The organism is Rothia sp. HMSC069C04, assembly GCF_001812895.1.
In the GTDB taxonomy this organism is placed as follows: Bacteria; Actinomycetota; Actinomycetes; order Actinomycetales; family Micrococcaceae; genus Rothia.
In genome coordinates this window covers 1-21,006 of record NZ_KV810729.1, presented here as the reverse complement: position 1 = coordinate 21,006, position 21,006 = coordinate 1, and the positions used below count along the sequence as shown (strand labels likewise).

Here is a 21,006-nt window from a genome sequence, read left to right as displayed (position 1 = left end):
TCTTCTGGGCATACAAAAAATCCCCGGTTCCGAAGAACCGGGGATCGGTGGTGCGCCCGAAGGGATTCGAACCCCCAACCTTCTGATCCGTAGTCAGATGCTCTATCCGTTGAGCTACAGGCGCATGTTCCTCGCTTCGGATTTCTTCAACCCGTCGCGGCAACAGGTACTACTATACGGATGTCCTCAAGGGTGTGCAAGCCGAAAAACTCGAAATTGACCCAAAATCCCCTCCTTGCATCCTGAAAATACCCCATTTTGCCGCGTAATTTCAGGGTTTTTGTGCCCGTAAAAATTTTTCAAAATATTTTCTCGGCACCCTAAAACCGGCACTGCGGGTCCCTGAAATCCCCCGGAGGATCCCGTCGTAAGCCCTAAAAATTCTTTACAGAAATCCTCTCGTATTCTAAGAATGTGATGCGCAGAACTTAAGAAATGGCGTTATAGAAAGCTCTATAGACCATTAATGCGTTATTCTGTAAGCATCACGAGGAAGTGGAGACTGTCCAAGCGTGCATATTCACCATTGTTTGCACGCTTGTAGTGTTTAACTGCTTCTTTGTTACCGCAGACCTATCCGGATCAATGTAGTATCCGGGCCACCGATTGAAGGGGAAAATGTCAATGGCTGACACCTCAACTCGTACTCTCTCTGCTGAGCTCGAAAAGGAGCTGCAGAGCGCACCCACTACCCACCAGGGCCTTCTGGACTGGGTTCGCGAAGTTGCGGCACTGACCCAGCCCGCACACATCTACTGGGTCGATGGCACCCAGGAAGAATACGACCGCCTCGCTCAGGAACTGGTCGACGCTGGCACCTTTGTTCGCCTCAGCGATCACGAATTCCCGAACTCTTACGCAGCTTTCTCCGATCCTGACGACGTTGCACGTGTCGAGGAGCGCACCTTCATCTGCTCCGAGACTGAAGAAGGCGCAGGCCCGACCAACAACTGGCGCGACCCCGTCGAAATGAAGCAGACCCTGACCGGTCTGTTCGAGGGCTCCATGCGCGGTCGTACCATGTACGTCATTCCCTTTGTCATGGGCTCCCTGAAGGCTAAGAACCCCAAGATTGCTGTTGAGCTCAGCGACTCCGCATACGTTGTCTGCTCCATGCGCATCATGGCAACCATCGGTAAGGACGTTCTTGCCAAGCTGAACGAGACCAACGGCTTCTTCGTCAAGGCTCTGCACAGTGTTGGTGCACCCCTGGAGCCCGGTCAGGAAGATGTTCCCTGGCCTTGCAATCCCGAGAAGTACATCGTCCAGTTCCCCGAGACCCGCGAAATCTGGTCCTTCGGCTCCGGTTACGGCGGTAACGCACTGCTCGGTAAGAAGTGCTACGCACTGCGTATCGCATCCGTTATCGGTCGCGACGAGGGCTGGATGGCAGAGCACATGCTCATCCTGAAGGTCACCAACCCCGAGGGCAAGGTTCGCTACATCTCCGCAGCGTTCCCCTCCGCATGTGGCAAGACCAACTTCGCAATGATGGAGCCCACCATTGACGGCTGGAAGGCTGAGATGGTCGGCGACGACATCGCATGGATCGAGTTCGACGAGAACCACCAGGCACGCGTGGTCAACCCCGAGGCTGGCCTGTTCGGCGTGGCACCGGGCACCGGTTACTCCACCAACCCGAACGCTATGAAGGCTATCGCCAAGGGCAACACCATCTTCACCAACGTTGCACTGACCGACGACGGCTCCGTCTGGTGGGAGGGCAAGACCGACGAGGCTCCCGCACACCTGATTGACTGGACCGGTAAGGACTGGACCCCCGAGTCCGGCCGCCCGGCAGCTCACCCGAACTCCCGTTTCTGCACCCCCGCATCCCAGGTCGACATGCTCGCTCCCGAGTACTACGACCCCGAGGGTGTGCCGCTGAGCGCTATCGTTCTGGGTGGTCGCCGTAAGACCACCATCCCGCTGGTTTCCGAGTCCGAGAGCTGGGAGCAGGGCGTCTTCCGCGCAGTTACCCTCTCCTCCGAGACCACCGCGGCTGCTAAGGGTGCTGTCGGCGTGATTCGCCGCGACCCGATGGCAATGCTGCCCTTCATCGGCTACAACGCTGGTGACTACTTCAAGCACTGGCTGGACCTGGGCAAGAAGCACGGCACCGAGAACATGCCGAAGGTCTACTACGTCAACTGGTTCCGCCGCACCCCCGACGGTGGCTTCGCGTGGCCCGGCTTCGGCGAGAACTCTCGCGTTGTGAAGTGGATCTTCGACCGCCTCGACGGCAAGGCTGGCGGCCAGGAGACCTTCCTGGGCACCGTTCCCACCAAGGAAGACCTGGACCTGACCGGTCTGGAAATCTCCGAGGAAGAGCTGAAGGCTGCTCTGGCTGTCTCGAAGGAAGAATGGGCGGCTGAACTGCCCGGCATCGACGAGTGGCTCGAGAAGTTCGGCGACAAGCTGCCCGCTGAGGTTCGCGAACAGCGCGACGCTCTGGCGAAGGCTCTGGAGGACTAAGACACTCCAGCTAATACCTAAGGTTTAGCGCCTTGAAGGGGTGGAATCTCTCGGTGAGATTCCGCCCCTTCTTTCCGTTTGGGGGAAATTTGAATCCCTGTCAGTTGGGGGAGTGATAAATTTTCTTGCAAAGGCGTGAGTGTAAGGCTATGCAGTCCACTTGCTCTTGAGAAATACTTTAAGATCCTCGCCGGGATGGTTTGGTGCAGAAGTGGCTATCCATAATTTCTTGCCTCTCTTGCCGCCCCTATACAATTCCAATGTAAGATTTTTGAACGCGTCGAACCCGCCCGGGCTCACGCATCCGTTGCCGTCTCTGTGGAAGTTCTCTGTGGAAGTGACGGCGACACGAGAAGGATAGAAGGAGTATCCATGCGTTTGACAGCATTCTCGGATGTCTCGCTCCGCGTTCTGATGCTCCTGTCTGCTCTGGAGCCCGGTCAGAAGCTTTCCACTCAGAAGATCTCTGAGGGAGTGGACACCCCCTACAACCATGTGGCGAAGGCTGTGGCTTTCCTCGTGAACATGGGTTACCTGGATTCGACTCGCGGTCGCGCCGGTGGCGTTATGCTTTCCGATGCTGGTCGTTCTGCGACCGTCGGCACTGTTCTTCGCGCTACTGAGGGCGATATCCCCATGATTGAGTGCGAGGATGAGAACGGCCACTGCCCCCTCGATAAGTTCTGCCGCCTGCGCAATGTGCTGGCGAAGGCTCGTGAGGCGTTCTATGCTTCGGTGGACTCGGTTGTGATTAGCGAGTTGACTGCCGGTGCACGTCCCGTTGGCCCGGTATTTGTGGAGCTAGGCTTCGCGCCTCCGGAGAATGCGCTGCCTGCACGCTAAAGGAATACGTGGTACCTGTGGAGCTTTCCGGTGGGAGGCTCCATAGAGTTTTTAACACGAAGTTTAGGGTGTTTCTGCGGTTGGCGCGGGGGCTGCTGGGCGGTTCGCGCGGGGGTGTTTCGTGGGGGTTTTGAGGGCCGCGGGGGAGTGTTTTTGACTCTGCGTGCGCGGTTGTCGGCACCTGCACGAACCCGGAAAATGTGCAGTAAATGCAGGATATTGCAAATTTGCTTTTCAAATGCAGAAAATGTGACCATATTCATTTTTGCACCGCACTGCATACTTTCCCTAGTAAATATATTTTCGCTCCAGAATTTTTATGCACACTTCGGGGCTAGTCACCCGGCGAACTCAAAAACAGTGCTGAAAATATATAGTGTGACGCTCGGCTCTCTCTTTGAGTCAGGGTGAACCATAAGTAGCATCTGTAGCGCCAAATAACCCTCGGGGCATGACCTGCACACAGCGCAAGCACCCCGCAAAATGCTACGGTAAGGGTGCTTTATAAACACTTCGTCACCAACTGAGCTGTCCGAGTGAACGCCCCAGCATCACACATATCAAGGGCATCATCACAACGACCAGGTGACCACACAGGAAGAAGGCATGACATGCTCTCTGAGAAGTCCCGCCCCATTATTGAGGCAACGCTGCCCATTATCGCTGAGCGCATCAACGACATCACCCCCGACTTCTACCGTCGAATGTTCGCCGCCCGCCCCGACCTGATGGACGGCATGTTCTCCCGCTCCTCCCAGCTTGAAGGCACTCAGCCTCGCGCACTGGCTGGCTCCATCGCAGTATTCGCTTCCTACATTGTCGAGCACCCGGACTCCTACCCGGACGAGGTCCTCTCCCGCGTGGCCCACAAGCACGCATCCCTGGGCCTGAAGGAAGAAGAATACCCCACCGTCTACAAGTACCTCTTCGAGGCAATCGCCGCTAACCTCGGCGACCTGGCAACCCCCGAAATCGTTGAGGCATGGACCGAGGTCTACTGGCTCATGGGCAACGCCCTCATCAAGCTGGAGAAGGGCCTGTACGCTTCTCAGGCAAACGACGTCATGTTCGCACCCTTCAAGCTCGTTGAGCGCAAGGAGACCGGCGAGAACGTTGTCGTGCTGACCTTCGAGCCCGCCGACGAGACCCCCATGACCGAGTCCAAGGGCGGCCAGTACATCTCCATCATCGTTCCCGCACGTGACGGTCTGCGCCAGGCACGCCAGTACACCCTGCTGCCCAGCGAAAAGAACCAGCGCCGCATCGGTGTGAAGCTCGACCCCAACGGCGAGATGACCTCCATCCTGCACGAGCTGGAAGTCGGCGCAGTCGTCGAGGTCTCCAACCCCTACGGTGACCTGACCCTGGAAGGCTTCGGCGACCCCCAGGCACCCCTGTACCTCTTCTCCGCAGGTATTGGCACCACCCCCATGCTCAGCTTCCTCTCCGAGCTGGTTGAGAAGGGCTCCGAGCGCCCCGTGACCGTGGTCCACGCAGACCGCCGCCTGGACACCTGGCCCCTGCGCGAAGAGCTCACCGAGCTCGTCGGCAAGCTGCCCAACGCACGCCTCGTCTCCTTCATCGAGGGTGAGGGTGGCGACTACACCGGCCGCGTCGACGTCTCCAAGCTGGACGTTCCCTCCAACGCTAACGTTTACCTCTGCGGCCCGCTGCCCTTCATGCAGGGCGTACGCTCCGCACTGGTGGAGGCAGGCGTTCCCGGCAAGAACATCAACTACGAGATCTTCGGCCCCGACCAGTGGATGCTCCACGACCAGGCACGCGAGGCGTAAAAACCCCGTAAGCCGGCTCGTCCGCTAGGTTTCTTAAACCCGGCTAGGTTCTTCCTCTTAGACAGAAGAACCTAGCCGGGTTTTTAGAACTCAAAATAAAAATCCCGCCCCGCAGACGAATCTGCGAGGCGGGATTTTTAGTAGCTAGCTAGTGCTTAGCCCTGGCGAACCAGAGCCAGAACCTCGTCGCGGACGCGCTCCATAGTCGCAACATCCGGTGCCTCAAGGTTCAGGCGCAGGAAAGGCTCGGTGTTCGAAGGACGCAGGTTAACCCACCAACCCTCTTCGGTGTTGGTGAAGGTGGTGCCGTCGGAGTCCTCAACAACCACGGGAGCGTTAGCGTAGTGTGCACGAACGCGGTCCACAGCGGCAGCCTTGTCTTCGATCTCGGAGTTAATCTCGCCGGAGGCAACGTACGGGGAGTACTTTGCGCTAATCTCGGAGAGGGGCTGGTCGCCGCCACCCAGAGCAGCCAGCACGTGCATTGCAGCGAGCATACCGGTGTCTGCGTTGAAGAAGTCCTTGAAGTAGTAGTGAGCGGAGTGCTCGCCACCGAACACGCCGTTCTCCTTGGCCATAACAGCCTTGATGAAGGAGTGGCCCACGCGGGTCTTCACTGCGCGGCCGCCCAGCTTCTCAACCAGCTCGGGAACAGCCTTCGAGGTGATCAGGTTGTAGATGATGACGGGCTCTTCGTTACCCTCAGCCTTTGCACGAGCAATCTCGCGCTCAGCAACCAGAGCGGTCACAGCCGAAGGAGTGACGGGCTCACCCTTCTCATCGATGACGAAGCAGCGGTCAGCGTCGCCGTCGAATGCCAGACCAATGTCAGCACCGTGCTCAACAACAGCCTTCTGCAGGTCAACCAGGTTAGCCGGCTCCAGCGGGTTAGCCGGGTGGTTCGGGAAGGTACCGTCCAGCTCGAAGTACAGGGGAACGATTTCCAGGGGCAGACCCGGCAGGATGGTGTCGCCCAGAACAGCGGGAGTGGTCATACCACCCATGCCGTTACCAGCGTCAACAACAACCTTCAGGGGGCGGATGGAAGACAGGTCAACCAGCTTGCGCAGGTACTCTGCGTAGGGCTTGAGGATGTCCTTCTCAGAAACGGTGCCGACCTTCTCAACCGAAGGAATCTCGCCCGAATCCAGGTACTTCTGAGCCAGGTCACGGATGTCGAACAGACCGGACTCGGAAGACAGCGGAACAGCGCCAGCCTTAGCCATCTTCATGCCGTTGTACTCTGCGGGGTTGTGGCTAGCGGTGAAGGTAACACCGGCAGCGTTCTCAACGCCACATGCGAAGTACAGAACGTCAGTGGAGATCAGACCGATCTTCTCAACATTTGCACCGCGAGCGGTTGCACCCTGGGCGAATGCATCCATGAATTCGGGGGAGGAGGGGCGCATGTCGCCGCCGACCAGGATAGTCTGGCCCTCCAGGCCCAGAACGTCTACGAAAGCCGCGCCAGTAGCGCGAACAGTCTCTGCGGTAATGGTTTCGCCGACGATGCCACGCACGTCGTACGCTTTGAATGAGTCATGTAGATTAATAGTAGTCACGCCTTTTATTTTAGCGGTAAAGAAGTGCAAGTAGCCTCTATAATGGGCAGGTAAAACCTTATAAATTCCGCTGAATGTATGGGTTTTTTATCACGTCACTTACTCCAGACAACTCACGTCGAGAGGTATTTCCCCCCATGGGTGAGATTTTTTCCCTAAAAAACCAGATTCAGAATTATGCGTGGGGTTCCCGCGAAATTCTCGGACGCATGCGTGGCGTGCCCGTACCCACCGAGCAGCCCGAGGCTGAGGTGTGGGTTGGTGCGCATCCGGCTGCTCCCTCCCGCGCAACCGTTGACGGCACCGAGTCCCCGCTCAACGAACTGATTCAGGCTGAGCCCTCCCGTTTCTTGCGCCCGGACCGTACCTCCGACTGGTTCCCTTTCCTCTTTAAGATCCTTGCGATTGATGCACCCCTGTCGATTCAGGTGCACCCCACCCCCGAGCAGGCTATTGCTGGCTTCGAGGACGAGCAGGCACGCGGCATCGCGATTGATGCACCGCACCGCAACTACAAGGATCGCTACTCCAAGCCCGAAACCGTTATTGCGCTGACCCCGATGCGTGTGCTCACCGGTGTGCGCACCTCCGCGCAGCTGGCAGAGCTTGCCGAGGCGTTCAAGGCTGGCTGGCTGGCAGAGCGCGTGGAGCTTACCCCCAAGCAGCTGCTGACCGAGATCATTCGCATGCCCGAAGAGACCGCCACCGCGGCTGTTGAGCAGCTTGTCGAGGCGGCAGCACAGCTGACCGACTCCGAAAACGCTGCTATTGCTGATGCCGCGGAGCTCGTGCAGATCGTTGCCGGCAAGTACCCCGGCGACCGCGGTCTGCTCGTAGCATTCGTCATGAACCTGGTACACCTGGCACCGGGTGAATCCGCCTTTACCCCCGACGGTCAGGTGCACGCTTACGTCTCCGGTACCGCTATTGAGTTGATGAACCCCTCCGATAACGTGATGCGCGCGGGTCTGACCGCGAAGCACATCGATACTGAGGAGCTCATTAAGGTTCTCGGCGAAAGCCAGGACGCCCCCGTCATCCAGCGCCTCACCCCCGAAAACGCACCTGTCGGCACCTACGCCATGTGGGATGAGCGCATGAGCGTGACCCGCATCCGTGTTGAAGAGGGCAAGCCGCAGGAGTACACCTTCGAGGGTATTAGCGCCGCACTGAGCGTATCCGGCGAAATCACCATTCACGCAGCGGACGGCAACGGCACCGAGGAATTCGTACTGGGTGTTACCGAGTCGGTGTTGCACGTGGGTGAGCCCTCCGAGGCAACCTTGAGCGGTAATGGCGAGCTGTACATTGCTTCTTATGTTTAGGAAATAATCCTCGATAACTAAAACTTCTAGACAGTTATAATCTAGCCAGATATAAGGAGTGTCGAAAGATACATCAAGACTGGCACATAATAAAGAATCCACGTTCTTCCCTGTATTTATTCAGACCGGGAAGGCGTGGATTTTTTATGCCCCGAATATGGGATGCAGGGGATATTTTTGTGTCTACCCTGCACAGTGTGTTCTGAGTAACCTATAATTGGTCTTATAAATATGCGTATACCTGTGCCTTTATGCACCTCTTCCTCAGGTACGCAGCCCCAAACTGCTAGGAGAACACTGTGAAGATCATCCTCACCGTCACAGGCATCGACCACGAAGGCATCATCGCTGCCGTGACCGCAACCCTCGCCGAGCGTAAGGTCAACGTCCTCGACGTCTCCCAGACCATCATGGGCGAATACTTCACCATGATCATGCACTGCTCCTTCGACGAAGCGCAGCAGAACCTCATCGATCTGCAGGAAGCCATGATCGGTGTCGAACACGAACAGAAGGTGCAGATTCGCATCCAGGCAGAATCCATCTTCAAAGCAATGCACGCCATCTAGGGCTCCACTGATGCGCAACACCAATATTCTAGAAACCATCCGAATGATCGAGGAGCAGAAGCTCGACATTCGCACCGTCACCATGGGCATCTCCCTGCTCGACTGCGCCGACTCCGACGGCGAAGTAGCCCGCCGCAAAATCTACGACAAGATCACCAACCGCGCCGCAAACCTCGTCAGCGTCTGCGAAGGTATCGAAGCTGAGCTCGGCATCCCGATCGTCAACAAGCGCATCGCCGTCACCCCCATCGCGCTGGTGGCAGGCGCCTCCGGCGACGAGGACTATGTAGAGTTCGCTCGTACCCTCGACGCAGCTGCGAAGGCAGTCGGCGTGAACTTCGTCGGCGGCTTCAGCGCCCTCGTCGATAAGGGCATGACCCCCGCCGACGAGAAGCTGATTCGCTCCATCCCGCGAGCGCTCGCAGAAACCGACGTGGTCTGCTCCTCCGTAGACATCGGATCCTCCCGAGCCGGCATTAACATGAGCGCAGTCAAGCTCATGGGCGAGACCATCCGCGCCACCGCAGACCTGACCGCGGATGCACACGGCTTCGGCTGCGCCAAGCTCGTCGTCTTCGCGAACGCCGTCAGCGACAACCCCTTCATGGCGGGCGCATTCCACGGTGTTCAGGAGGCAGACACCACCATCTCCGTGGGTGTCTCCGGCCCCGGCGTGGTACACCGCGCCCTGCAGAAGGTCCGCGGCGAATCCTTCGACACTTGTGCAGAAGAAATCAAGAAGGCAGCCTTCAAGATTACCCGCGTTGGCCAGCTGGTCGGTACCCTCGCCGCTGAACGCCTTGGCGTGCAGTTCAACATTATCGACCTCTCCCTGGCGCCCACCGCAGAGATTGGCGACTCGGTCGCACACATCCTCGAGGAAATGGGTCTGGAAACCGTCGGTACCCACGGTACCGTTGCGGCACTCGCGTTGCTCAACGACGCGGTGAAGAAGGGTGGCCTCATGGCGTGCTCAAATGTCGGCGGCCTCTCCGGGTCCTTCATCCCGATCTCTGAGGACATCGGCATGATTGAATCCGCAGCCGCCGGACACATCACCCTGGACAAGCTCGAAGCAATGACCGCCATCTGCTCCGTCGGTCTGGACATGGTCGCGGTTCCCGGAGACACTCCCGCCGCGACCCTCGCCGCAATGATTGCCGACGAGGCAGCAATCGGCGTGATGAACCACAAGACCACCGCGGTCCGCGTCATCCCGGCGGTCGGCCTGGGCGTAGGCGACATGGTCGAATTTGGTGGCCTGCTCGGTCGAGCACCCGTCATGCCCACCCACACCCCTAGCGCGGAGGCGTTCATCGCCCGTTGCGGTCGTATTCCGTCGCCGGTTCACGGTTTCCGCAACTAAGCTCGATTCCGCAACTAAGCTCTAGGGGCGCTGAGAATGAATAGAAAAGGGGAGGCGCCGAAGATTATCTCTTCGGTGCCTCCCCTTGTGCTGTATTCGCTAGCAAGAAGCTACTGATACACGAAGCGGCTCATCAACGCCTCAAGCGCCAAACGCGCATTCGCGTTCGTCCGCAGACGACGCAGAGTCAGCTCGACCGCCTGCACATCCTCCAGCAGCTGCTGGGCGGAACGGCGGGTGCAGAACGCCTCCAGAGGCTCACGCAAATGCTCATTGACTAGCGGAGCCTGCGCCGACAGAGCCACCGTCAGCGCATCACGCAGAACCGTCTGAACCTGCGCCACGGAACGCAACAGCGTATCGGAGGAAACGCGCTTAGCGCGGCGCTTCTGTTGCTCCTCCAGACGGCGAACCTGCGCTCGCAAGGACGGAGAAACACGCTCACCCTCGCGAATACCCAGCAGTGCCAGAAGCTCCTGGCGTTCCTGCTCATCCTTGAGAGCGGAGACAGCCTGTGCGTCCTGGTTGGCAAGGTCGGTGAGCTTCTCAGCTGCGTTGAAAGCCGAAGAAATAGAACGAACATTCAGAATCAGGGAGGTAATCAACTCCCGACGAGCCATCGCCCGCTCATCGGTCGCCAAACGGTACCCCTCCTGCGCATCGCCCAGAGCCAGACGCGCCGCACGTTGCGCCAAAGGATCAGCCACACCGTGCGCCAGTAGATACTCGTGCACCTGCGCATCGGTAGGAACCGGCAACTGCACCGGACGGCACCGCGAACGAATCGTCACCAGCACATCGGTGGGGGAGGGCGCCGTCAACAACCAAATCGTATGTGGCGGCGGCTCCTCAATCGCCTTCAACAACACATTGGAGGTACGCTCCGGCATGCGCTCGGTGTCCTCGACCAGAATCACGCGCCAGCGACCTACGGTCGGGCGGTCCTGAGCCTTCATGACCAGCTCGCGCGCCTCATCAATGCTGATGTGCGTCGCCTCGGTACTAAAGTGCGTAAAATCTGCGTGCGAACCGTTCATGACGGTCACGCAGCCCTTGCACTGGCCGCAGCCGCGGTTCTGAGGGTCGGGCTGATCGCACAGCAGGGCGGCGGCGAAAACCTTTGCCGCCTCACGGTGAGGCGCACCGGTTGCACCCGTGAAAAGCCAAGCGTGCGTGGGGCGGGCGGCGGCGGCATCCGTGTGTAGTTGCTGGAGCTTATCGGCGGGAATCAGCAGGGTATCCCAGAGGCTCATGAGTCCTCCTTACCGGTGCGGACCAGCTCGCGAGCGGCAAGTAGAGGCTCAATCACCTCGAGCACGCGCGCGTGTACCTGCTCAATCGTTCCCACACCATCAATGATGCGGTGCGAACCGTTAGCGTCCTCGCGGGCGATTTGCTCGAACGCACCGTGAATGCGGGCCTTGAACGCGGCGCCTTCAGCCTCAATACGGTCGACGGTGCCGCGCTGATCCATGCGCTCCTGCTCGGCGCTCAACGGCACACTCAGCAGTAGGGTCGCGTCGGGTACCAGATCGGCGGTAGCCCAGCGGCTCAAATCGACGATGGTTTCAATACCCAGATCGCGGCCAACACCCTGGTACGCGGCGGAAGAATCAATATAGCGGTCACTGAGCACGATGGCGCCCTCAGCGAGCGCCGGGCGAATCAGCTGGGAGGCGTGAGCCGCGCGGGATGCCGCGAAAATCAGCGCCTCGGTGCGGTCGTCAATGGTACCCTGACCCGCTTCAAGGACGAGGGCACGCAGCTTTTCGCCAATCTCGGTGCCGCCGGGTTCGCGGGTGGTGATGACGCGGTATCCGCGGGTGCTGAGTGCTTCATTCAGTAGGGAGAGCTGGGTGGTTTTGCCGGCACCGTCGCCTCCTTCGACCACGATAAAAAGCCCGCGGCGACCGGTCGGGTCGGCGGGAAGATTCTGTGCATCGGGGGTGTAGCTGAGAGTATCCATCACCTTTAAGGGTACCGGGTCTCTTAGCTGCACCGGTGCGGTTTTGGTGATACCTCCGCGTGGGATTGAGCGCGTATCAAGGTAAAAAACATGTAAATCCTGCGTATCGTCACCCGTGCGGGCGTGCGTTCTGGGCGCGGGTGTGCCAGGCTTAAAGACATGAGTGCAGATAACCACGACATGAATTACTCCGCAGAGACCTTCGTCGTCTCTGGCGGTCGCCCGGCACACGAGCATGACGCGCCGGTGAACCCTCCGATCGTTCTTTCTTCTACCTACCGCGGTGTGGATGCCGTCAATATTGAGCAGGACCGTGTGTACGCCCGCTTCTCGAACCCCACCTGGGAGGGCATGGAAGAGGTTGTGGCGAAGCTGGAGAACGCTACCCAGCCCGGTCTGCTGTTCCCCTCCGGTATGGCTGCTGTCGCTGCTGTGATCGACCTGGTGCCGGTTGGTTCCATTGTTCTGATTCCGAAGCACGCATACATGGCGTCGGTGACCCTGTGCAAGGATTTGGAGCGCCGCGGCATCATTGAGCTTGTTCGCGTGGACATTGAAGACACCGAGAGCGTTATCGCCGCTATGGAGGATGCCGCATCCCGCACCGGCGTGACCCCGGAGAACGTGAACTACTCGGCACCGAAGGTCCTGGCGTGGCTGGAAAGCCCCACGAACCCGATGCTTGAGGTCGCTGACCTGCCTGCCCTGCTTTCTGCTGCTCGCCGCCTGGGCATTGTGACCGCGGTGGATAACACCTTCGCAACCCCGATTCTGCAGCGTCCCCTGGATTTGGGTGCTGACGTGGTGGTTCACTCCGCTACGAAGTTCCTCGCGGGCCACTCTGATGTTCTGCTGGGCATGACCCTCACCTCGAATGAGGAACTGTACAAGGCGATGCTGCACCACCGCATCACCAACGGCGCAATCCCCGGCCCCGTGGAGGCATGGCTTGGTCTGCGCGGCCTGCGCACCCTGGCGCTGCGCGTGGAACGTGCTGTGCAGAACGCACAGGTGCTGGCGGAGCGTCTGAGCGAGCACCCCTTCGTGACTGAGGTGCGTTACCCGGGTCTGGAGAGCGACCGCGGTCATGAGGTTGCGAAGAAGCAGATGGACGGTTTCGGTGCGATTTTGTGCGTCACCCTGGATACCGATGCGGCTGGTGCCCGTAACGTCGTGGAGGCGTTGAAGCTGTGGACCCCGGCAACCTCTCTGGGCGGCGTGGAGTCTCTCGTGGAGCGTCGTCGTCGCCACGGTAACGAGCCGGATTCGATTCCCGAATCCCTGCTGCGTCTGTCGGTAGGTATTGAGAACGTCGATGACCTTTACAATGACTTGGTTGAGGCCTTTAATGCTGTCCGCTAGGCACTTTGCTAGGGTTGTCTAGAGAAGCTGCTGATTCTAAGGAATACTATGTCTCCTATTCTGTTGGTCATCTATGTGACCACTCTTATCGATGTGCTACTGGCTGTTGCCGGCGCTGTGGTTGGTGTGCTGGCTTTTGTTCGTGCGTGGTCGTCTCCGGCTAATGCTTACGATTTTGCTGGTAAGCGCCCGAAGAACACGTGGCTGGCTTTGACCGGTGGTTCTGCTGCGGTGTCGCTGTTTAGCGTTTTTGCTGCGGTGACTGGCGGCGGTAATACTGTGCTGATTCTTCAGCTGGTTGCTGCTGTGATTAGCTGCGTGTTCCTGGCTGGTGTGTGGCCTTCGGTGGGTCGCCGCCGTTTCTAGCGTTAGCTTTTGCGCTCGCTTTGAGTGATGCAGTGTGAGGCCTCGCGTGCCCTCTGGCTGGTTTGTCCCGGTCGGATGGTGTGCGGGGCTTTTCCCTTTTCTGGCGGGGTTTTTGAGCCTTTCGTTCTGGTGGAAAAGACCCTTATAAATTTTTGGGAGAATGCATATTTTCTAGGCTCTAAGGCATGACAAACCGGCGGGTAAATGAAAAAATAGAGGTATGACTTACAAACTAGTACTCCTGCGCCACGGCCAGTCCGAGTGGAATGAAAAGAACCTGTTCACCGGTTGGGTGGACGTTAACCTGACCGATAAGGGCCGCGCTGAGGCTAAGCGCGGCGGCGAGCTGCTGGCAGAGCGCAACATCCTCCCCGATGTTGTTCACACCTCCCTGCAGCGTCGCGCAATCAACACCGCAAACCTTGCACTGGATGCAGCAGACCGTCTGTGGATTCCCGTCAAGCGCACCTGGCGCCTGAACGAGCGTCACTACGGTGCTCTGCAGGGTAAGAACAAGTCCGAGATCCGCGAGGAATACGGCGACGAGAAGTTCATGACTTGGCGTCGTTCCTACGACGTTCCGCCGCCCCCGCTGGACGACAACGACCCCTACTCGCAGGCAAACGACCCCCGCTACGCGGATGTTGAGAACGCTCCCCGCACCGAGTGCCTGAAGGACGTTCTGGGCCGTATGCTTCCCTACTGGGAGTCGGACATCAAGCCCGACCTCGCAGCAGGTAAGACCGTTCTGGTTGCTGCACACGGTAACTCCCTGCGTTCGCTGGTTAAGCACCTCGAGGGTATTTCCGATGAGGACATTGCTGGCCTGAACATCCCCACCGGTATTCCGCTGTACTACGAGCTGGATGAGAACTTCCAGCCCGTCAAGGCTGGCGAGTACCTGGACCCCGAGGCTGCTAAGGACGCTATTGCTGCCGTAGCAAACCAGGGCAAGTAATACCTCCGGCAGGGTTTCACCCCTGTCATTGTGATGAGCCGTCCACCGTTGAGGTGGGCGGCTCATTGCGTTCTCTGCAGGGTTTCTGCACGGGGAGCCTGTCTGAGAAGAGGGGCGTTCGCCCAAGTGCTGGGTATCGGCCACATTTATACTTATGGGGTACCCGAATGGAAGGGAAGTACATGGATGCCGGTCTGATCGCCTTTATTGCGGGCATGATAGGTCTGCTGGTGGGCGTCCTGAGCATGAACGCGGTGGCGCGTAGTGAGCGGGAGCAGGAGCGTAGCTTGGTGTCGGCGCCGGCGCTGCGTGATGGTGCCGCTCAGGTGCTTGCTGTGATTGGTCGTGCCTATCTGGTGATTGATGAGGTGGGCGGCGTGGTTCAGGCTTCTCCTGGTGCGTATGCGATGGGTTTGGTGCGTGGTCATACTGTGGCGTCTGATGAGTTGGCGGATATGATTCGCATGGTGCGTCATCGCGGTATTTTTGCGGAGCGTACTTTTGAAATTGACCGCGGTGAGGGTGAGGCGCTGGTGCTGGACGTTCGCGTGGCTTCTTTGGGTGACGAGTACATTCTGGTGCTCGCGGATGACCGCACTGAGATTTCTCGTGTGCAGCGTATGCGTAATGATTTTGTGGCGAATGTGTCGCATGAGTTGAAGACTCCGGTGGGTGCGGTGAGTCTGCTTGCGGAGGCTATTGAACAGGCGAGTGATGACCCGGAGGCTATCGAGTATTTTGTGGGTCGTCTACATAAGGAGACTCGCCGCCTCTCTGCGCTGGTGCGTGACATTATTGAGCTTTCGCGTTTGCAGTCGACCGACGTGATTGCGCGTGGTGGTCCGGTGTCGGTGCCTTCTTTGGTGGCTGATGCGGTGGACCGTTCGCATATTGTGGCGGAGGAGAAGGACATTCAGATTTCTACCCGCATCGAGGAGGTCCCCGAGGTGTACGGTGACGCCGAGCTGCTCGGTATTGCTGTGCAGAACCTGGTGGAGAACGCGGTGCGTTATTCGCCGGAGCATACGAAGGTGGATATTTGGGTGCATCGTGTGGCTGATCAGCTGCTGGTTGAGGTTGCTGATCAGGGCGTGGGTATCCCGGAGGACGAGCAGAAGCGTATTTTTGAGCGTTTTTACCGGGTTGATCCGGCTCGTTCGCGTCAGACGGGCGGCACTGGTTTGGGCTTGAGCATTGTGAAGCATGTGATGACTCAGCACGGTGGTAGCGTGACGGTTCGGTCGATGCCGCAGGAGGGCTCGACGTTTACGTTGGCGTTGCCGCTGAATGAGCCTCCGGCCGCAGTGTAGTGTTAGCGGTATAGGTTTTATGGAATCGAAGGAAGTTATTGATGTCTAAAATTCTGATTGTTGAGGACGAAGAGGCCCTCTCGGATCCCCTTGCGTTTTTGCTGGGTCGTGAGGGTTTCCAGACGATTGTTGTGGACAACGGTCTGGATGCTCTGCCGGTGTTTGACCGCGAGGGCGCGGATTTGGTGCTGCTGGATGTGATGCTTCCGGGCATGTCCGGTATGGAGGTGTGCCGTAAGCTGCGTGAGGTGTCTTCGGTCCCGATTATCATGCTGACCGCTAAGGACTCTGAGCTGGATAAGGTGCTCGGTCTGGAACTGGGCGCTGATGACTATGTGACGAAGCCGTATTCTGCGCGTGAGCTGATTGCTCGTATCCGCGCGGTGTTGCGTCGTCGTTCGGCGGAGACTGATTCTGCTACTGAGTCGGTGCTGCAGGGCGGCCCGGTGCGTATGGACATTGACCGCCACGTGGTGACGGTTAATGGTGAAGAGATTTCTATGCCGTTGAAGGAGTTTGAGCTCCTTGAGATTCTGCTGCGCAATGTGGGTCGTGTGATGACTCGTGGCCAGCTGATTGAGCGCGTGTGGGGGGCCGACTATGTGGGTGATACGAAGACCCTGGATGTGCATATTAAGCGTCTGCGTTCGAAGATTGAGCCGGATTCTTCTGCCCCGCAGTATGTGGTGACGGTTCGCGGCTTGGGCTATAAGTTCGAGGCGTAGGCGGGCTTGAGACTGATGAGTTCTGCTTCTGCGGCGAATACTGCTGTGATTGTTTTGGCGGCTGGTTCGGGTACTCGCCTGGGTGAGCCGATTCCGAAGGCTGCTGTGCGTGTGCATGGTCGTACCCTACTGGATTATGCGTTGGAGGGTGCGCTCGCTTCAGGTATTGCTGAGCATGTGGTGGTGACTGTTCCTGCTGATTGTTCGGCGAGTTGCCCGGAGCTTTTGGAGGATGCCTGCCGTGCCGGTGCGTTGATTACTGCCGGCGGTGATACGCGTACGGCTTCGGTGGTTGCGGCGTTGGATGCTTTGAAGGATGCGCAGGTTCCGGTGGATTATGTGCTGATTCATGATTGCGCTCGTGCTTTTACTCCGCCGCAGGTGTATCACCGAGTGCTTGAGGGCTTAGGTTCTGAGAGCCCGCAGGGTGTTGTGCGTGCGGTGATTCCGGTGTTGCCCGTGGTGGATACGGTGAAGACCGTGGATTCTGCCGGCCTAGTGACGGGTACTCCTTCGCGTGCGCAGATGCGTGCGGTGCAGACTCCTCAGGGTTTTGAGGTGGCTGCCCTGTTGGCGGCGCATGAGCGTAGCCGTTCCCTGCCTGCTGAGGAAGCTGAGCTGTTGACTGATGATGCGATGGCGATGGAGGCGGCGGGTGAGCCGGTGTTGACGGTTGCCGGTGATGCGGATGCGTTTAAGGTGACGACTCCGATGGATTTGCGGGTTGCTCGTGCGCTGTTTGGTGATTCTGCTGCCTAACCCTGCCGCCTAACGCCTCTTTTGCCGAGGCGCTGCTGCTGAGAAGATGTTTAATCGATTGAAGGGTCCTGTGATGACTGTTATTCCTCGTGTTGGTACCGGTGTTGATGTCCACGCTTTTGGTGAGGAGGGCACTCCTCTGTATATTGCTGGTCTGCATTGGCCGGGTGAGCGTGGTTTGAGCGGCCATTCTGATGGTGATGTGGTGGCTCATGCTGCCGCGGATGCTCTTTTTGCCGCCTCCGGCACGGGGGATTTGGGCTCTAATTTTGGTGTGGACCGCCCGGATATGAAGGGCGCTTCTGGTGTTCGTATTCTTTCTGAGGCTGCGGCGATTGTGCGTGCTGCTGGTTTTGAGATTGGTAATGTGAGCGTTCAGCTGGTGGGTAACCGCCCGAAGTTCTCTCCGCGCCGTGATGAGGCGAACCGTGTGCTGAGCGAGGCGGCGGGTGCTCCGGTGACGGTGATTGCGACGACTACTGATGGTTTGGGTTTGACGGGCCGCGGCGAGGGTGTGGCTGCTATTGCGACGGCGTTGGTGTACCCGCGTTCGTAGGTGTTTGGCTGCTTCGAGCCATTCTGTAACCTATCGCTGATTTACCGCCCCGGCGTCTGAGCCGACCCCGTAGAATGAGAGTGTGACTATGCGTTTTTATGATTCAGCTTCCGCGACTATTCGTGAGTTTGAGCCCGTCGTGCCCGGTGAGGCGCGTATCTATTATTGTGGTGCTACGGTGCAGGGTGAACCGCATCTGGGCCATATCCGTTCGGCGTTGGTTTTTGACCAGTTGAGCCGTTGGATGCGTTACCGCGGTTTGAAGGTGACGACGGTCCGCAATGTCACTGATATTGATGACAAGATTTTGGCGAAGTCTGCTGATTCTATGGAACCCGGTTTTGAGGGTGAGTTCCCGAATGAGCAGTGGTGGGCGCTCGCGTACCGTTTTGAGAAGGTTTTTGCTCAGGCGTATGCGGCGTTGGGTATTGATCCGCCGACGTATGAGCCGCGTGCGACCGGTCATATTCCGGAGATGTTTGCTCTGATTCAGCGTCTGATTGATCGTGGCCACGCGTATCCTGCGCTGGATGATTCTGGTGACGTGTATTTTGACGTGCGTTCGTGGGGTAAGTATGGTGCGCTGACGAATCAGAGCGTTGAGGATATGCAGGATTCTGCGGATGCTGATCCGCGCGGTAAGCGTGACCCTCGCGATTTTGCCCTGTGGAAGGGTTATAAGGAGGGTGAGCCGCTGACTGCTTCGTGGGAGTCTCCGTGGGGTCGCGGCCGTCCGGGCTGGCATCTGGAGTGCTCGGCGATGGCTGGTAAGTATTTGGGTTCGCGTTTCGATATTCACGGTGGCGGTTTGGATTTGCGTTTCCCGCACCATGAGAATGAGTTGGCGCAGTCGACTGCTGCTGGTGATGATTTCGCGAACTTCTGGATGCATAACGGCATGGTCACCTATGAGGGTGAGAAGATGTCGAAGTCTATCGGTAATACGATTTCGCCGGCGCAGATGCTGCAGATGGCTCGTCCGCTGGTGGTTCGTTATTACCTGGGTAGTGCGCATTATCGTTCGATTCTTGATTACCGTCCGTCGTCTCTGCAGGAGGCGGCAACCGCTATTGAGCGTGTTGAGGCGTTCCTTGCTGCAACTCAGGATGTGCTGAAGCCGGGTCGTGAGGTTCCGGAGGCTTTTGCTGAGGCTATGGATGATGACGTGAATATTCCGCGTGCTTTGGCGGTTCTGCATGAGCAGACTCGTGCGGGTAATGCGGCGCTTGCTTCTGGTGAGGATGCTTCGGAGGCGGCGAATGCTGTGATGGCTATGGCTGAGGTTCTGGGCTTGGCGCAGTTGATGAGCTTTAACGCTGAGGGCACTTCGGGTGCTGAGCATGAGGCTTTGGATGCGCTGATTCAGGCTGTGTTGGCGGAGCGTGCTGATGCTCGTGCTCAGAAGGATTGGGCGAAGGCTGATGCGATGCGTGATTTGTTGGCGTCTGCTGGTGTGCAGGTGAAGGATGGCGCGAATGGTTCGAGCTGGAGCGTTGGCTAGAGGGTGATGTGCCCCGCGTTTGTGCGTAAGGCTTAGGTCGCGCGGGTTTCTCTCGCGTAGACTCGTATTCATTACTTTGACGAAGGAAGAGAAGAATGGCTAAGGCAGGTTCGCGCCCGGGCGCTACCACCAAGAAGAAGGGTGCTACTAAGGGCACTGGCGGTCACGGTCGTAAGGCGCTTGAGGGTAAGGGTCCTACTCCGAAGGCTGAGGACCGCGTTTATCACAAGGCGCATAAGATGAAGCGTGCGGCTGAGCGTCGTGCTGCTACCGGTACGAACCGTAAGTTCCAGACTCGTCTGGGCGGTAAGCGTGCTAGCGATGAGCTGGTGACTGGTCGTAATGCGGTGCTTGAGGCTCTGCGTACTGAGATTCCCTCGAAGCACTTGTACATCATGAGCCGCATTGAGGTGGATGACCGCGTCCGCGAGATTATGACTATTGCGAATAAGCGCAATATTCCGATGCTGGAGATTCCGCGTAGCGAGCTGGATCGTTTGACTGATGGTTCTGTGCATCAGGGTGTTGCGATGCAGATTCCTCCGTACAAGTACCCGGACGCTACTGACCTGGTGCTGGATACTATGGAGCGTTGGCACTCGGGTAAGCTGTCGACTCCGCCGCTGTTTGTTGCTTTGGACGGTATTACTGATCCGCGTAACTTGGGTGCGATTATTCGTAGCGTGTCCGCGTTTAGCGGTGATGGCGTGATTATTCCTGAGCGTCGTTCGGCTGCTGTGACTGCTGGTGCGTGGAAGACTAGTGCTGGTGCGGCTGCTCGTATTCCTGTTGCGATGGCGACTAATCTGACTCGCGTGATTCAGCAGGCTAAGGAGCAGGGTATTTTCGTGATTGGTCTGGATGGCGGCGGCGATATTGAGTTGCCGGCTCTGGAGCTTGCGAATGAGCCGCTGTGCGTGGTGGTTGGTTCTGAGGGTAAGGGTCTGTCCCGCCTGGTGACTGAGAACTGCGATCAGATTGTGTCGATTCCGATTGATTCTGCGATGGAGTCTTTGAACGCGGCGATGGCTGTGGGTATTACTCTGTACGATGTTTCTCGTCGTCGCGCTTCCGCGAACTAAAGTTTTGAAGCTAGCGAGCTACAGCCTGTAGCTCTGTAGTTTGAATAAGGAGGGCGCCCCCGTGAGGGGTGCCCTCCTTTTCTGTGCTCTTCTGCGCTCTCCCCATATGTAGGTGCTCATATATAGGGAGGTGCAGAACGGGGGAGTGCAGCGGTACAGAAATACGGCGGTATGAAATACAGAGATGGGGGAGGGGCGGAGCCCCTCTTCCCATCTTCTTGATGCTGAATCTTCTTGACGTTGAGGGGCTCTGTTGCCCTTCTATATGGGCTCTTTAGGGAGCTTCTGCAGGTTTTTAGAGCTCTTTTGAAGGTTTTTAAACTTTTTTTGAAGAACTTTCGGGAGGCTTATCCTGCGTTGACTAGGGGTTTTGCTGTTCTGTTTAGGTCAGGATGAACCTAAACCCCCGTATTTGTGCTCTACTTCACCCATTTTCGGGTTGCAGGGGCGTTTAGGCATCTGTATAGTTGTATGAGTCGCCGCGGCGA

Annotated in this window: 18 protein-coding genes and 1 tRNA gene; 15 read left to right on the top strand and 4 right to left on the bottom strand. The window is 58.0% G+C overall.

All coding sequences use genetic code 11. From position 1 onward, the window contains the following. Positions 1-48: 48 nt before the first annotated feature. Positions 49-124, bottom strand: a tRNA-Arg gene (locus tag HMPREF2879_RS02055). Positions 125-624: 500 nt separating this feature from the next. On the opposite strand from HMPREF2879_RS02055, the gene HMPREF2879_RS02050 reads away from it, so the two are divergent. The 3 genes from HMPREF2879_RS02050 (at position 625) to HMPREF2879_RS02040 (ending at position 5,111) form a co-directional block, all read left to right on the top strand. Beyond that, positions 625-2,475, top strand: a complete 1,851-nt coding sequence (locus tag HMPREF2879_RS02050) for a phosphoenolpyruvate carboxykinase (GTP) (protein ID WP_070634709.1) — start codon at positions 625-627, stop codon at positions 2,473-2,475. 372 nt (positions 2,476-2,847) lie between these two features. Continuing rightward, a complete protein-coding gene (locus tag HMPREF2879_RS02045; RefSeq protein ID WP_005507162.1) occupies positions 2,848-3,318 on the top strand; it encodes an RrF2 family transcriptional regulator in 471 nt (156 codons plus the stop codon). A 611-nt stretch (positions 3,319-3,929) separates the two neighbouring features. Further along, positions 3,930-5,111 (top strand): FAD-binding oxidoreductase, encoded by a 1,182-nt coding sequence (locus HMPREF2879_RS02040; RefSeq protein ID WP_049340333.1) that lies wholly within the window; start codon positions 3,930-3,932, stop codon positions 5,109-5,111. A gap of 155 nt (positions 5,112-5,266) precedes the next feature. Here the strand turns inward: HMPREF2879_RS02040 and HMPREF2879_RS02035 are convergent, their stop codons facing one another. Continuing rightward, positions 5,267-6,673 carry a phosphomannomutase/phosphoglucomutase gene (locus tag HMPREF2879_RS02035; protein ID WP_049340335.1) on the bottom strand — a complete coding sequence of 469 codons (1,407 nt, stop codon included), beginning with the start codon at positions 6,671-6,673 and terminating at the stop codon, positions 5,267-5,269. 137 nt (positions 6,674-6,810) lie between these two features. Here HMPREF2879_RS02035 and manA point away from each other — a divergent pair, with 137 nt between their 5' ends. The 3 genes from manA to HMPREF2879_RS02020 all read left to right on the top strand — a co-directional run bounded on the left by manA (position 6,811) and on the right by HMPREF2879_RS02020 (position 9,933). Then, on the top strand, positions 6,811-7,998 hold the full coding sequence (gene manA / locus HMPREF2879_RS02030; RefSeq protein ID WP_070634335.1) for a mannose-6-phosphate isomerase, class I: 1,188 nt from the start codon (positions 6,811-6,813) through the stop codon (positions 7,996-7,998). A 299-nt stretch (positions 7,999-8,297) separates the two neighbouring features. Next, positions 8,298-8,567, top strand: coding sequence for an ACT domain-containing protein (locus tag HMPREF2879_RS02025; protein WP_049340339.1), 270 nt, complete (start codon positions 8,298-8,300; stop codon positions 8,565-8,567). A gap of 10 nt (positions 8,568-8,577) precedes the next feature. Beyond that, entirely contained in the window at positions 8,578-9,933 is a 1,356-nt protein-coding gene (locus tag HMPREF2879_RS02020) for a PFL family protein (RefSeq protein ID WP_070634708.1), read from the top strand. Between the two features lie 110 nt (positions 9,934-10,043). Here HMPREF2879_RS02020 and HMPREF2879_RS02015 read toward each other — a convergent pair whose 3' ends face one another. Together HMPREF2879_RS02015 and tmk are read right to left on the bottom strand one after the other, a co-directional pair. After that, positions 10,044-11,186, bottom strand: a complete 1,143-nt coding sequence (locus tag HMPREF2879_RS02015) for a DNA polymerase III subunit delta' (protein WP_049346701.1) — start codon at positions 11,184-11,186, stop codon at positions 10,044-10,046. Further along, entirely contained in the window at positions 11,183-11,899 is a 717-nt protein-coding gene (gene tmk, locus HMPREF2879_RS02010; RefSeq protein ID WP_080974871.1) for a dTMP kinase, read from the bottom strand. Before tmk ends, HMPREF2879_RS02015 begins: the two co-directional genes overlap by 4 nt. A gap of 159 nt (positions 11,900-12,058) precedes the next feature. On the opposite strand from tmk, the gene HMPREF2879_RS02005 reads away from it, so the two are divergent. The 9 genes from HMPREF2879_RS02005 to rlmB all read left to right on the top strand — a co-directional run bounded on the left by HMPREF2879_RS02005 (position 12,059) and on the right by rlmB (position 20,518). Then, a complete protein-coding gene (locus HMPREF2879_RS02005) occupies positions 12,059-13,261 on the top strand; it encodes a trans-sulfuration enzyme family protein (protein ID WP_049340345.1) in 1,203 nt (400 codons plus the stop codon). Between the two features lie 48 nt (positions 13,262-13,309). Beyond that, positions 13,310-13,627 (top strand): DUF2516 family protein, encoded by a 318-nt coding sequence (locus HMPREF2879_RS02000; protein WP_070634707.1) that lies wholly within the window; start codon positions 13,310-13,312, stop codon positions 13,625-13,627. Positions 13,628-13,847: 220 nt separating this feature from the next. Next, positions 13,848-14,585, top strand: coding sequence for a phosphoglyceromutase (locus HMPREF2879_RS01995; RefSeq protein WP_012904159.1), 738 nt, complete (start codon positions 13,848-13,850; stop codon positions 14,583-14,585). Between the two features lie 167 nt (positions 14,586-14,752). After that, entirely contained in the window at positions 14,753-15,895 is a 1,143-nt protein-coding gene (locus tag HMPREF2879_RS01990) for a sensor histidine kinase (RefSeq protein WP_239665180.1), read from the top strand. 41 nt (positions 15,896-15,936) lie between these two features. Continuing rightward, a complete protein-coding gene (locus HMPREF2879_RS01985; protein ID WP_005507150.1) occupies positions 15,937-16,620 on the top strand; it encodes a response regulator transcription factor in 684 nt (227 codons plus the stop codon). Between the two features lie 15 nt (positions 16,621-16,635). Beyond that, positions 16,636-17,379, top strand: coding sequence for a 2-C-methyl-D-erythritol 4-phosphate cytidylyltransferase (gene ispD, locus HMPREF2879_RS01980; RefSeq protein WP_070634706.1), 744 nt, complete (start codon positions 16,636-16,638; stop codon positions 17,377-17,379). A 73-nt stretch (positions 17,380-17,452) separates the two neighbouring features. Beyond that, entirely contained in the window at positions 17,453-17,935 is a 483-nt protein-coding gene (gene ispF, locus HMPREF2879_RS01975; RefSeq protein WP_005509302.1) for a 2-C-methyl-D-erythritol 2,4-cyclodiphosphate synthase, read from the top strand. 82 nt (positions 17,936-18,017) lie between these two features. Continuing rightward, positions 18,018-19,436 carry a cysteine--tRNA ligase gene (cysS, locus tag HMPREF2879_RS01970; protein WP_070605013.1) on the top strand — a complete coding sequence of 473 codons (1,419 nt, stop codon included), beginning with the start codon at positions 18,018-18,020 and terminating at the stop codon, positions 19,434-19,436. 95 nt (positions 19,437-19,531) lie between these two features. Continuing rightward, positions 19,532-20,518 (top strand): 23S rRNA (guanosine(2251)-2'-O)-methyltransferase RlmB, encoded by a 987-nt coding sequence (gene rlmB / locus HMPREF2879_RS01965; protein WP_070605010.1) that lies wholly within the window; start codon positions 19,532-19,534, stop codon positions 20,516-20,518. The last annotated feature ends 488 nt before the right edge of the window (positions 20,519-21,006 follow it).

What these genes read in the sequence shown, in the direction of transcription:
- HMPREF2879_RS02050 (WP_070634709.1), top strand. Translation starts at nt 625, where the DNA reads ATGGCTGACACCTCAACTCGTACTCTCTCTGCTGAGCTCGAAAAGGAG.
- HMPREF2879_RS02045 (WP_005507162.1), top strand. Translation starts at nt 2,848, where the DNA reads ATGCGTTTGACAGCATTCTCGGATGTCTCGCTCCGCGTTCTGATGCTC.
- HMPREF2879_RS02040 (WP_049340333.1), top strand. Translation starts at nt 3,930, where the DNA reads ATGCTCTCTGAGAAGTCCCGCCCCATTATTGAGGCAACGCTGCCCATT.
- manA (WP_070634335.1), top strand. Translation starts at nt 6,811, where the DNA reads ATGGGTGAGATTTTTTCCCTAAAAAACCAGATTCAGAATTATGCGTGG.
- HMPREF2879_RS02020 (WP_070634708.1), top strand. Translation starts at nt 8,578, where the DNA reads ATGCGCAACACCAATATTCTAGAAACCATCCGAATGATCGAGGAGCAG.
- HMPREF2879_RS02015 (WP_049346701.1), bottom strand. Translation starts at nt 11,186, where the DNA reads ATGAGCCTCTGGGATACCCTGCTGATTCCCGCCGATAAGCTCCAGCAA.
- tmk (WP_080974871.1), bottom strand. Translation starts at nt 11,899, where the DNA reads ATGGATACTCTCAGCTACACCCCCGATGCACAGAATCTTCCCGCCGAC.
- HMPREF2879_RS02005 (WP_049340345.1), top strand. Translation starts at nt 12,059, where the DNA reads ATGAGTGCAGATAACCACGACATGAATTACTCCGCAGAGACCTTCGTC.
- HMPREF2879_RS02000 (WP_070634707.1), top strand. Translation starts at nt 13,310, where the DNA reads ATGTCTCCTATTCTGTTGGTCATCTATGTGACCACTCTTATCGATGTG.
- HMPREF2879_RS01995 (WP_012904159.1), top strand. Translation starts at nt 13,848, where the DNA reads ATGACTTACAAACTAGTACTCCTGCGCCACGGCCAGTCCGAGTGGAAT.
- HMPREF2879_RS01990 (WP_239665180.1), top strand. Translation starts at nt 14,753, where the DNA reads ATGGAAGGGAAGTACATGGATGCCGGTCTGATCGCCTTTATTGCGGGC.
- HMPREF2879_RS01985 (WP_005507150.1), top strand. Translation starts at nt 15,937, where the DNA reads ATGTCTAAAATTCTGATTGTTGAGGACGAAGAGGCCCTCTCGGATCCC.
- ispD (WP_070634706.1), top strand. Translation starts at nt 16,636, where the DNA reads ATGAGTTCTGCTTCTGCGGCGAATACTGCTGTGATTGTTTTGGCGGCT.
- ispF (WP_005509302.1), top strand. Translation starts at nt 17,453, where the DNA reads ATGACTGTTATTCCTCGTGTTGGTACCGGTGTTGATGTCCACGCTTTT.
- rlmB (WP_070605010.1), top strand. Translation starts at nt 19,532, where the DNA reads ATGGCTAAGGCAGGTTCGCGCCCGGGCGCTACCACCAAGAAGAAGGGT.